The sequence below is a fragment of the Nostoc sp. UHCC 0251 genome (assembly GCF_034932245.1).
In the GTDB taxonomy this organism is placed as follows: domain Bacteria; phylum Cyanobacteriota; class Cyanobacteriia; order Cyanobacteriales; family Nostocaceae; genus Nostoc.
The window spans coordinates 1-12,910 of record NZ_JAYGHD010000006.1 but is presented as its reverse complement, the minus strand read 5'-3'; the positions used below and the strand labels follow the sequence as shown (position 1 = coordinate 12,910).

At 44.2% G+C, this 12,910-nt stretch carries 4 protein-coding genes; 3 read left to right on the top strand and 1 reads right to left on the bottom strand.

Going from position 1 to position 12,910, the window contains the following annotated elements; all coding sequences use genetic code 11:
* Positions 1-571: 571 nt before the first annotated feature.
* Both VB740_RS01655 and VB740_RS01650 read left to right on the top strand, forming a co-directional pair.
* Positions 572-6,514 carry a non-ribosomal peptide synthetase gene (locus VB740_RS01655; RefSeq protein WP_323198354.1) on the top strand — a complete coding sequence of 1,981 codons (5,943 nt, stop codon included), beginning with the start codon at positions 572-574 and terminating at the stop codon, positions 6,512-6,514.
* Between the two features lie 244 nt (positions 6,515-6,758).
* Positions 6,759-7,940 (top strand): aldo/keto reductase, encoded by a 1,182-nt coding sequence (locus VB740_RS01650; RefSeq protein ID WP_323198353.1) that lies wholly within the window; start codon positions 6,759-6,761, stop codon positions 7,938-7,940.
* A gap of 105 nt (positions 7,941-8,045) precedes the next feature.
* On the opposite strand, the gene VB740_RS01645 is transcribed toward VB740_RS01650, so the two are convergent.
* Positions 8,046-9,374 (bottom strand): hemolysin family protein, encoded by a 1,329-nt coding sequence (locus tag VB740_RS01645; protein ID WP_323198352.1) that lies wholly within the window; start codon positions 9,372-9,374, stop codon positions 8,046-8,048.
* Positions 9,375-9,614: 240 nt separating this feature from the next.
* Between VB740_RS01645 and mfd the strand changes: the two genes are divergently transcribed.
* Positions 9,615-12,910 (top strand): transcription-repair coupling factor (gene mfd / locus VB740_RS01640; protein ID WP_323198351.1); only part of this gene is annotated, 3,296 nt, incomplete at its 3' end.

Genomic DNA, 12,910 nt, shown 5'->3' with positions numbered 1-12,910 from the left:
CGTGGCAGAGAGTCATTTTTTCGACTTTACACTATTTTTACATCTGAAGAAAAACAATGAAGATTCGGTAATAATTATTTTTTAGTTCGGCAAATTTTCGTAGAAAAAGATAAAGTCTTTTCAGTTATTTATTATATTTTAACAATATAGTTATACAAAACAAAAAGTTATTTATTAGCTAAAGGTAAAGCCGGAAATTCAAGGCTTTACCCTAGCTGCGCCTCAACAACGGAATCATGCAATATTTAAATGTAAAAGCATTTTAAAGTTTTAGCTAAAAATAAAATACTTGGTAAAAACATGGTGATTAATATGTTAAATAAAAATCGATTAGTTAGAATTTTAAATGTCAATTATTTTTAAAAATGCATATATTTAGCTTGGTTCCAGCACAACAGAAGCTTTTCGCGCATTTCCCTGCCTTTAAGACTAGCTAGTTTTTATTGATATAGCCTCAGGTTTTTATCTAAGGGCATTAATATGCAACCTTATATAGAACTTTGTATGAAAACATTTACAATAAATAATAAATTAATAAATCGCATTTGTTGATGGAGTTGATATATAGAAAATGCAGATAAATAGCCAGACTCCAGAGTATAAGCAAAATATTCCGTTAAATACATTAACTGACATCATCGGCACTCAAGCTCTAGATGAATGGAATGATACCCAAGTGGTTCATCACTATCTGTGCATCCATCAGATGTTTGAGATGCAAGTAGAGCGATCGCCCCAAGCAATTGCTGTAGTATTTGAAGATATACAACTTACCTATCAGCAGTTAAACAAGCGGGCTAATGAACTAGCGCATCACTTACGTACTTTAGGAGTTGGGCCCGAAGTACTAGTGGGGATTTGCCTGGAGCGCTCCTTGGAGATGATCGTAGGAATACTGGGTATTCTTAAAGCTGGAGGCGCTTATGTGCCTTTAGATCCGGCATATCCCCCAGAGCGTTTAGCTTTCATCTTATCAGATACCCAGACACCAGTGTTGTTGACCCAAGAGAAATTGGTCAAGAACCTACCACCGCATCAAGCACAAGTGGTTTGTCTAGATTCAAATTGGCAAGGTAACATTCAAAACAGTCAAGAAAATCCTGTAAATCAAACGACGGCTGATAACCTCATCTACGTAATCTACACATCTGGTTCTACAGGACAGCCCAAAGGTGTAATGATCCCTCATTGTGGTATCTGCAATCAACTATACTGGCGGCAAACAACCTTTAAATTAACTCAAGCAGATAAAGTCTTACTAACTATTTCTTTTAGCTTCGACCCCTCAGTGTGGCAGATATTCTGGCCATTATGCTTCGGGGGGCAATTGATCATGGCTCGTCCTGGTGGACATCAAGACACTGCTTACCTTGTGAAGGTGATTACTGAGCAGCAAATCACTGTATTGGCCTTAGTCCCTTCTATACTGCGTGTCTTACTGGAAGAGGAAGGAATTGAGAATTGCCGATTTCTTAGGCATATTACCTGCGGTGGTGAAGCTTTACCTGGCGAACTCATAGAACGTTTCTTTGCCAAACTGAATTTGGACAATGTTTTCCATAATTGCTATGGCCCGACAGAAGCTTCCATTGATACCACTTTCTGGACTTGCCAGTGTGGCAGTAATTACAGCATTGCTCCCATTGGTCGCCCCATTACTAATGCAGAGATTTACATCCTTGATGAAAATTTGCAGCCTGTGCCTGTTGGTGAATCAGGTGAACTGCACATTGGCGGTATTGGTCTAGCGCAAGGCTATCTTAACCGTCCGGAATTAACCGCAGAGAAGTTCATTTTCAACCCTTTTAGCTCTGAAGTTGGGGCACGTCTTTACAAGACTGGAGACTTGGCACGTTTTCTACCAGACGGTAATATCGAATTCCTCGGTCGTATTGACTATCAGGTGAAGATTCGTGGCTTCCGAATTGAATTAGGAGAAATTGAAGGAATATTAGGGCAACATCCGGCGCTGATACAGACTCTAGTCATAGCTAGAGAGGATATTCCTGGTGACAAGCAACTCGTAGCATATATTGTTGCCAACCCAGAGCAAATTCCTACTCAGGTTGAATTGCGTAGCTTTTTGCAAAGTCGGTTGCCTGAATATATGGTACCTGCCAGTTTTGTATTTTTGGACACCCTGCCATTAAGCCCCAACGGCAAAATAGACCGCAGTGCTTTACCTACACCGCATACATCTAATCTTAATCTGTCAACTAACTTTGTCCCACCCCAAAATGCTACAGAAGAAGTCTTAGCTAACATCTGGGTAAAAGTTTTGCGTCTGGAACAAGTAGGCATTCACAACAATTTTTTTGAATTGGGAGGTCATTCACTGCTGGCGACTCAAGTCATGTCTAGGATTCGCAAAGCTTTTCAGATAGAAATGCCGTTACAGATATTATTTGAGAATCCAACGATCGCTAGTTTAGCTCAAGCGATCGCTCAAACCCAGATTCCAGAAAATGATCCCCAAAATCAGACTATTCCTCTAATAGCCAACCGGGAGTCAATCCCTTTATCCTTTGCCCAGCAGCGAGTGTGGTTTTTGGAGCAGTTGGAACCTAACAGCCCAGCTTATATTATCTCCAATGCACTGCGGTTAACGGGCGAGTTCAACGCGAGTATATTGCAACAGGCACTAAATGCGATCGTTATCCATCACGAAGCACTGCGAACAAACTTTATTACATCACCGGACGGTAGCCCCATACAAGTTATTGGCAAGCCTCGGCCAGTTGAACTCAAGATAATTAAAGTAACACAAGAGCAGGTGCAATCTCTGCTAAATCAAGAGGCGCGACGCCCTTTCAACTTAGAATCAGACTTGATGCTGCGAGCTAGCTTGCTCCAGATAAACGAACAGGAGCAGATACTGTTGTTGGTGATGCACCACATCGCTTCAGATGGCTGGTCAATGGGCATTCTCTGGCAGCAGTTAGCATCTCTTTATGAAGCCTTGTTGAGCGGTAAGCCTTCTCCCCTGGCAAAATTACCCATTCAGTATGCCGATTTTGCTGCCTGGCAGCACCAATGGCTATCGGGTGAAGTCCTTTCCAGCCAAATAAACTACTGGAAAAACCAGTTAGCAGGCGCTAATACTGTACTGGAATTGCCCACCGACCGACCACGACCGCCAGTGCAAACTTACCAGGGGGCGGCTCAATCCCTGGTGCTACCGCAGACTCTGAGTGCATCGCTCATTGAACTCTCGCGTCAGGAAGGTGTCACCCTATTTATGACCTTGCTCGCGGCCTTTGGGACAATCCTGCACCGCTACACTGGGCAAGAAGACATTCTCATCGGTTCTCCCATTGCTGGACGTAACCGTTCTGAAATTGAAGGGTTGATCGGATTTTTTATTAATACCGTCGTTTTACGGACTGATTTTTCTGGCAACCCCAGTTTTCGTTCAGTGCTGAGTCGAGTTCGTCAGATGGCATTAGCTGCTTATGCTCATCAGGATATGCCCTTCGAGAAACTGGTAGAAGAACTGCAACCAGAGCGAGATACCAGCCGTAACCCACTGTTTCAAGTGTGGTTTAATATGCTCAACTTAAAGGACATCCAACTGGAACTACCTGGAGTGGTGATAGAACCAGTCCCGATGTTAGAAACGGCTTCTAAGTTCGACTTAACCTTGTATGTGACAGAAAAAAATCAGGGAATCCAACTTGATTTAGTCTACAACACTGATCTATTTGCTTCAGAGCGGATGATGGAAATGCTGCATCAATTCCATCATTTGTTGAATCAAATTGTTGCTGCAACGGAATGCCAGATTAGTTTGTATTCTCTTGTCACACCAGAAGCCAGAACTTTGCTACCAGAACCAAGGGCGGTTTTGCCAGAACCGAGTTACGAATTGGTAACAACAATGTTTACCTCTTGGGTAAATCGTACCCCAGAACATTCAGCACTCCGTCAAGGATCTCGCACTTGGAATTATGGGGAATTGGGCAAAAGCGCTCAAGCTTTAGCAGGGGTGATGTTGGATCACGGAGTCCAACGGGGAGATGTTGTAGCCGTGTTTGGGACAAGAAGCTTTGGGCTGATTGCGAGTATGGTCGCTGTACTCTTGAGTGGCGGTGTCCTACTTACCCTCGATCCAAAACTTCCCAGCGATCGCCACTTGCTCATGTTAAAGGAAGCTAAAGCTAAATATATACTATATATTGATAGTCAGCCTTCAAAAGATAAAGAAGTATATAAATCTTTAATTATCATCCGTGTAAACCCTGATACAGGGGAAGCGATAAATTCAGCCCAAGACAACACTGAAGCAATAAACTTGCCTGAAACCACTGCCGATGATCCAGCTTATATTTTCTTTACTTCTGGCACCACTGGTATACCTAAGGGGGTGCTGGGATGTCACAAAGGGCTGGCGCATTTTCTCAACTGGCAGAGGCAGACATTTGAAATCGGTCAGCAAGACCGGGTTGCCCAATTGACAGGTCTTTCCTTTGATGTAGTTCTCAGAGATATCTTCTTACCTTTAACTAGTGGTGCAACCCTGTGTTTGCCAGAGGAAGGGGATAACCTAGAACCAACTAAGATTCTGAATTACTTGGAACATGAGCAAATTTCTGTGCTGCACACAGTTCCATCGCTGGCGCAATTATGGTTAGCCAATGTGCCGTCAGGAGTCTATCTACGTAACTTACGCTGGTTGTTCTGTGCTGGAGAACCTCTCAAGGAGACACTTGTATGTCGGTGGCGGGATGCTTTTCCCGAATCAGGTGAAATTGTCAATCTCTATGGGCCGACAGAGACAACTTTGGCGAAGTGTTATTACAAAATACCTGTTGAGTGTACACCAGGAGTACAACCAGTAGGATTGCCGCTCCCTGAAACCCAAGCACTAGTTTTAACACCAAATAACCAGTTGTGTGGCATTGGTGAACCAGGCGAAATCGTTATACGAACACCATTCCGCACTTTGGGTTATATAAATGCTCAAGATGAAAACCGTTCTCGGTTTGTCAAAAACCTCTATCGGAATGACGAGCGAGATTGGCTTTATTATACAGGCGATCGCGGTTGCTATCTTCCAGATGGCTCTCTAGCAATTCTCGGTCGCCGAGATCATCAAGTTAAGATCCGTGGGATACGCATTGAGCCAGGGGAAATTGAGACGGTGTTAGCCCAACACCCGGATGTGCTCCAAACTGTAGTAATAGCCCGTGAAGATGTTCCCGGAGATCAACGTTTAGTTGCTTACATTATCCCCAATCAAGACTGGGCATCTACAATTAGTGACATACGGAGCTTCCTCTTGACAAAGCTTCCCCAGTACATGCTACCTTCAGCTTTCGTCTTGCTGGACACCATGCCTCTCACCCCCAATGGCAAGGTAAACCGCCGAGCCTTACCTGCACCCGACTTATCAAGGCAAGAATCGGAAGCTACGTTTGTTGCTCCCCGCAATGAAGTGGAACGCCAGTTAATAGAGATTTGGGAACAAACTTTACGTGTCCAGCCCATTGGCGTCAAGGATAACTTCTTTGAGCTAGGAGGACACTCGATCTTAGCAGTAAAACTGTTTTGGCAAATTGAGAAAACATTTAATAAAAATCTGCCTCTTGCTATTCTCTTCCAGTCAGGGACTATAGAGGCTTTAGCCAAAATAATTTGCCAAGAAGATTTAGCAGAAAACAAGGCTTTAGTAGATACCTTAGACAAATCAAGAGCTACCTGGTCATCCCTAGTAGAAATTCAACCCAATGGTTCCAAGCCGCCTTTTTTCTGTATTCACGGACTGGGTGGGGAAGTGTTGTGTTTCCGTGAATTGGGATTACATTTGGGGTCAGACCAACCATTCTACGGATTACAACCACAAGGACTAGATGGAAAACATCCTTTCCATACGCGGGTTGAAGACATGGCAACTCACTACATTCAAGAAATCCAGACCCTTCAGCCCAATGGCCCTTATTTTCTGGGAGGTTATTCTTTTGGGGGTGTAGTTGCTGTCGAGATGGCTCGGCAACTCCAAAAGCAAGGCGAACAAGTTGGTATTCTAGTTATGCTTGATAGTTGTCGTCCAGGTTATAGCTGGCGGGCGTCATTTTTCAAGCGAGTTTTCTTGCATTTAAATAATATTGTTCAACAAGGGCCAGCCTACCTTTGGCAAAGGGTTGTGAGATGGAGTTATTGGCGTAAGTCTCATCTCCAGAATACATACGACCGTTACTTGGAAGTGGCACTAGATATACCTGTAAGTGACAAGCACTTAAAAATTATAGATGCTAACACTCAAGCCGTTAGTGAATATATTTTCCCAGTTTACCCTGGTCGAGCTATCCTCTTGCGAACAGAGGATCAAAATCGGGACGAAGCTATAGGCACACAATACGATCCTCAATTCGGCTGGGGTGAAGTAGTTGCTGGAGGATTAGATATCCATTACGTTCCCGGATCTCACCTTGACCTACTTAATGAGCCGCATGTACAGGAGTTAGCCGAAATATTGAGAAATTGCTTAATTCAAGCGCAGTCTCCAAAGAATTAATCTATTGAAGGAGGCAGGAAGCAGGAGGCAGATGGCGAAGCCTCTCCCCTTGGGAGAAGGTTTTACCTCAGTTGGGGATTCAAACCCCTCCTGAAAAAGAGCCACCAAATTTTCAATTTGGAGTTCTTGTCTTAAACCCTTCCTTGATAATTTATTTTTTGGGAGTCCTTAATTATTGTGGCACTGTAGACTTGAATGGCTGTTGTTTTAGATTTTAAGCTGGTAAGCAATCCACAATCTACCGATGCTATATAGACGATTTGGACGCACAGAATTACAGATGCCAGTGTTTTCCTGCGGTGGCATGAGATATCAGTTCAAATGGGAAGATGTTCCTAATAATGAAATTCCTGCTGATAACCAGGCGAATCTCGAAGCGACTATTAGAAGGGCAGTTGAGGTTGGGATTAATCATATTGAAACTGCTCGTGGTTATGGCACTTCTGAAATGCAATTGGGAAGAATTCTACCTAAATTTCCCCGCGAAAAGTTAATTGTTCAGACTAAAATCAGTCCAAAGGCAGATGCAAAAGAATTCCGGGAGACATTTGAACAATCATTGCAAAATCTTCAGCTAGATTATGTAGACCTTTTAGGGTTGCACGGCATTAATCATGCTGAGTCGTTTGATGACAGCATCCGTCCCGGTGGCTGTTTGGAAGTAGCGCAGCAGTTGCAAGCAGAGGGAAAAGTTAGATTTATTGGCTTTTCTACACACGGTTCAACAGATATGATTGTGCAGACAATTAATACCAATTTATTTGATTATGTCAATCTGCACTGGTACTACATTAATCAATGGAATTGGGCGGCAATTGAAGCAGCTAAACGCCACGATATGGGGGTGTTTATTATTAGCCCATCTAATAAAGGAGGTTTGTTGTATGAACCCCCACAAAAATTAGTAAATCTTTGCGCCCCTTTGAGTCCAATGGTGTTTAATGATTTGTTTTGTTTGAGTCATCAGGAGGTGCATACCCTGAGTCTGGGAGCAGCAAAACCAGAAGATTTTGATGAACACCTGAAGACCTTAGAATTAGTAGATCGGGTATCAGAAATTTTGCCTCCGATTTTAGCAAGGTTGGAGGCAGAAGCGATCGCTACTTTGGGAGAAGATTGGGTAAAATCCTGGGAAACAAATCTACCAACCTTTGACCAAACCCCTGGCGAGGTAAATATTCGAGTAATTTTGTGGCTGCGGAATTTAGCGATCGCCTACGATCTGGTAGACTATGCCAAAATGCGCTACAACCTGCTTGGCAATGGTAGCCACTGGTTCCCCGGCAACAAAGCTGATCGGCTAGACGAATTAAACTTGCAGCAATGTCTCGCCCGCAATCCTCACGCCGACAAAATCCCCCAAGTTTTGGCGCAAGCCCATCAAATGTTGGCAGGTGAGGCCGTCCAACGTCTATCGAAGACTTGACAAATTGTAGAAATGGGGAATGGGGAATGGGGAATGGGGAATGGGGAATGGGGAATAGTAAACAATAATTGTCAATGCCCAATGCCCAATGCCCTATTCCCAATCCTAATCAGATTTTTCCATATCCAGTGATTTATTTCCTTTAGGTACGACTAGCACCTTATCAACGCGGTTACCATCCATATCCATCACTTCAATTCGCATACTTTGCCATTCAAAATGATCTGCTGCGGCAGGAATACGACCTAAATGAGTGATCACAAAACCGCCTAAGGTTTGATAACTGCCGCGTTCCTCTGATTCCCACTCTTCCATACCAAAAAGTTCCAAAAACTCTTCTACAGGCAACATCCCATCCAAAAGCCAGGAACCATCCTCGCGTTGCACAGCTTGTGGATGATCCTGTCCATCTGTTGAAGGAACATCACCCACAATTTCGCTCATAATGTCGTTAAGAGTGACTAATCCTTGAATCACGCCATATTCATCCACTACCAGCGCCATGTGAGTGATGGTTTGTTTGAACAATTCCAAAACTTTCAAACCACGAGTGCTTTCTGGGACAAATATGGGCTGTCGCAATCCCACTGTCAAGTCTAGCGGTTCTCCTCGGAAACTTCTGGCTAATAAGTCGGTAACTGGGATAACACCCAATACATTATCAAGTCCCCCCTGACAAACTGGATACCGAGAATAAGCACTATCAACCATTTTGTGACGATTTTCTTCGGCAGAGTCGTCTAAGTCTAGCCAAACAATATCGGGACGGGGTGTCATTAAGTAGCTGACAGGGCGATCGCCTAAACGAAAGACTCGCTCTACCATATCCTGTTCAGCTTCCTCAAAGGTTCCCGCCTCGGTGCCTTGCTCAATTAAGATTTTAATTTCTTCTTCGGTGACTTGCGGTTCGGTAGAAGCTGTAATTCCCAGTAATCGCAGGATCAAATCGGTAGAAGCGCTTAAGAGAAAGACTACTGGAGAAGCGATCGCCGCCAAGGCTTGCATTGGAATAGCTACAATTGATGCAATCCTTTCTGGGTTGTTTAATGCCAGACGCTTCGGTACCAATTCGCCAACAATGAGTGACAAATAGGTAATAAGCAAAACCACTATTCCGAAAGATAGCGGTTCACTATAAGGTGCTAAGAAGGGCACAAGTTTTACATAGACTGCCAGTCGGTTGGCAATTGTTGCTCCTCCAAAAGCACCAGTCAGGATACCGATCAGAGAAATACCCACTTGAACGGTTGACAGAAAATGATTTGGAGACTCAGCTAGTTTCAATGCTGCCTTTGCCTTGGCATCTCCTTGATTGGCAAGCTGCTGTAGCCTAACTTTCCGTGCAGAGACAATCGCCATCTCAGACATAGAAAACACGCCGTTGGCAATAATTAGCACCAAAATGATTAAAATTTCAAAAGTGATGGAGGACATGTTTAAAATTGCCGCTTATCAGAGCGAACGTAGCTCAGTACCTAGTATCTAGTATTAAAGGTGCTTCTATAAATGCTTTTACTGTACACAAAGTAATAGTTATAGTTCTTAAGTTTATTCGTCGCCGTGCATTATTCTTCCACCAAAAGAATAAGAAGGCTGTTAACACTTTTAAAATAGTTGAGATAAACTGCCTCAAGATTTTCTGATCCACAAAGACTCCCACCGCTAGTAGTACTTATGTCATTTTCTTCTATTGTGCGTGCCTTAGCGCGATCGCCACTTACCACTGAATTTATTTCTAAGCTAAACCGACAACAAGAATTGCGGTTAAATGGCATTCCTCGACTCCCCAAGGGTTTGGTGGCTTCGGCATTAGCGCAGTCTCAGGGCAAGGATTTGTTTGTGGTTTGCGCCACTCTTGAAGAAGCTGGACGCGTTTACGCACAATTGGAGGCAATGGGATGGCAAACAGTACATTTTTATCCCACCTCCGAGGCTTCTCCCTACGAACCTTTTGACCCGGAAACTGAGATGAGTTGGGGGCAAATGCAGGTATTGGCAGATTTGGGCATAGGGCATGGGGCATGGGGCATGGGGCATGGGGAAGAAAACCATCCCAATTCTCAATTACCCAAGATGGCAATTGTGGCTACTCAAGGGGCACTGCAACCACATTTACCACCACCAGAAGCTTTTGGGAAATTCTGTCTTACCTTGAAGCGGGGGATGGAATTGGACTTGAATGCCTTCAGTGAGAAAATAACTATTCTGGGATACGAGCGAGTACCTCTGGTGGAAACAGAAGGACAGTGGAGCCGGCGGGGCGATATTGTTGATGTGTACCCAGTTTCATCTGAGTTTCCAGTTCGGCTGGAATGGTTTGGTGATGAAATCGAGCAAATGCGGGAATTTGACCCAGCAACCCAACGTTCCGCCCTCGACAAAGTTGACCAGTTAATTCTTACCCCCACTAGCTTTGCTCCCATCGTCATGGCGGCACTGAAAAGTGCTGAGTTCCGAGTGGTGAGTGCTGAGTTAAATTCTGACTCAGCACTCAGCACTCAGGACTCATCACTGATTGAGGGAAGTCGTCGCTTTTTGGGGTTGGCTTTCGAGCAACCAGCATCCTTGTTAAACTACTTATCGGAAAATACCCTAATTGCTATTGATGAGCCAGAACAGTGTCATGCTCATAGCGATCGCTGGGTAGAAAATGCCGAAGAACAATGGAGAATGGGGCATGGGGAGGAATCTACTCCCACTCCCCTAGCATTGCCGAAAATTCATCGGTCGTTTGATGAGTGTTTGGCTGATGTTGCCAAATTTAAAACATTATATTTATCGGAACTGTCAGAGGAAAATGATGGGATCAATCTTTCTAGCCGATCGCTTCCAGTCACGCCGCACCAGTTTGCGAAACTAGCTGAAACCATCCGCCAAGAACGTGATCGCAATTTCTCGATCTGGCTGCTTTCTGCTCAACCTTCGCGTTCCGTCTCACTGTTGCAAGAACATGATTGTCCGGCTCAGTTTATCCCCAATCCCCGCGATTACCAAGCAATAGATAAACTGCAAATAAACCATATTCCTATAGCCCTAAAATATTCTGGGCTTGCGGAATTAGAAGGTTTTATCCTGCCGACATACCGAATAGTAATTGTTACAGATCGGGAATTTTTTGGGCAGCATTCTTTAGCGACTCCCGGCTATATTCGCAAGCGTCACAAAGCTACTTCTAAGCAAGTCGATCCCAACAAGCTGCGTCCAGGTGATTATGTGGTTCACAGAAATCATGGTGTTGGCAAATTTGTCAAGCTGGAAAGTTTGACCATTAATAATGAAACCCGTGATTATTTGGTGGTGCAGTATGCTGATGGGTTATTAAGAGTCGCAGCCGATCAAGTAGGTGCTTTATCCCGGTTCCGCGCCGGAGGTGATAAAGCACCGGAACTCAATCGGATGACTGGTAAAGCTTGGGAAAATACCAAGAATAAAGTCCGCAAAGCGATCAAAAAATTGGCGGTGGACTTGTTGAAACTGTATGCAGCGCGATCGCAACAACAAGGTTTTAGCTTCCCTGGTGATATGCCTTGGCAGGAGGAATTGGAAGATTCTTTCCCCTACCAACCCACAACGGATCAACTCAAAGCTGTTCAAGATGTAAAACGCGACATGGAGAGCGATCGCCCAATGGATCGCTTAGTTTGTGGCGATGTCGGTTTTGGAAAGACGGAAGTGGCGATTCGTGCTGTTTTTAAAGCAGTCACCGCCGGTAAACAAGTGGCACTCCTTGCGCCAACGACAATTTTAACACAGCAGCATTACCATACACTCAAAGAACGTTTTGCACCGTACCCGGTAAATGTCGGTTTACTCAACCGTTTTCGGTCTGCTGAAGAACGCCGCGAGATTCAAAAACGATTGGCAACGGGTGAATTAGATGTAGTGGTTGGTACACACCAAATTTTAGGTAAAGGTGTATCATTCAAGGATTTAGGACTGTTGGTGGTGGATGAAGAACAGCGCTTTGGGGTAAACCAGAAAGAGAAAATTAAAAGCTTGAAAACTCAAGTGGATGTGCTTACCCTTTCTGCAACTCCCATTCCCCGGACTTTGTATATGTCCTTGTCGGGAATTCGGGAAATGAGTTTGATTACCACGCCACCCCCAACCAGACGCCCGATTAAAACCCATTTATCACCGATAAATTCCGAAAGTATCCGCACTGCAATTCGTCAAGAATTAGACAGGGGTGGACAAGTATTTTATGTAGTTCCACGGGTGGATGGAATTGAAGAGACAACAGCCAATTTACGAGAAGTTTTACCGGGAGCTAGGTTTGCGATCGCTCACGGTCAAATGGATGAAAGCGAGTTAGAATCAACCATGCTCACCTTTAGTAATGGTGACGCAGATATCCTCGTTTGTACGACAATTATTGAATCTGGCTTAGATATTCCACGAGTCAACACCATTTTAATTGAAGATGCTCACCGCTTTGGATTGGCACAACTGTATCAATTACGCGGTCGTGTAGGGCGTGCAGGTATCCAAGCTCATGCTTGGTTATTTTATCCAAAGCAACGGCAATTATCTGATGCAGCACGGCAACGATTACGAGCGATTCAGGAATTTACTCAGCTAGGTTCTGGGTATCAGCTAGCGATGCGCGACATGGAAATCAGAGGCGTGGGTAACTTGCTAGGTGCAGAACAATCCGGTCAAATGGATGCCATCGGCTTTGATTTATATATGGAAATGCTAGAAGAAGCAATTAGGGAAATCCGAGGACAAGAAATTCCGAAAGTGGAGGATACCCAGATTGACCTTAACCTGACGGCGTTTATTCCGGCAGATTATATCACCGATTTGGATCAAAAGATGAGTGCATACCGGGCGGTGGCTACAGCTAAATCTAAATCAGAATTAAAGCAGATTGCAGCCGAGTGGAGCGATCGCTATGGTAGTTTACCAGTCCCTGCAAATCAACTTTTGCGAGTCATGGAACTCAAACAGCTAGCAAAAAAACTCGG

Coding starts and splice junctions, on each gene's coding strand:
- VB740_RS01655 (WP_323198354.1), top strand. CDS start 572: ATGCAGATAAATAGCCAGACTCCAGAGTATAAGCAAAATATTCCGTTA.
- VB740_RS01645 (WP_323198352.1), bottom strand. CDS start 9,374: ATGTCCTCCATCACTTTTGAAATTTTAATCATTTTGGTGCTAATTATT.
- VB740_RS01650 (WP_323198353.1), top strand. CDS start 6,759: ATGCTATATAGACGATTTGGACGCACAGAATTACAGATGCCAGTGTTT.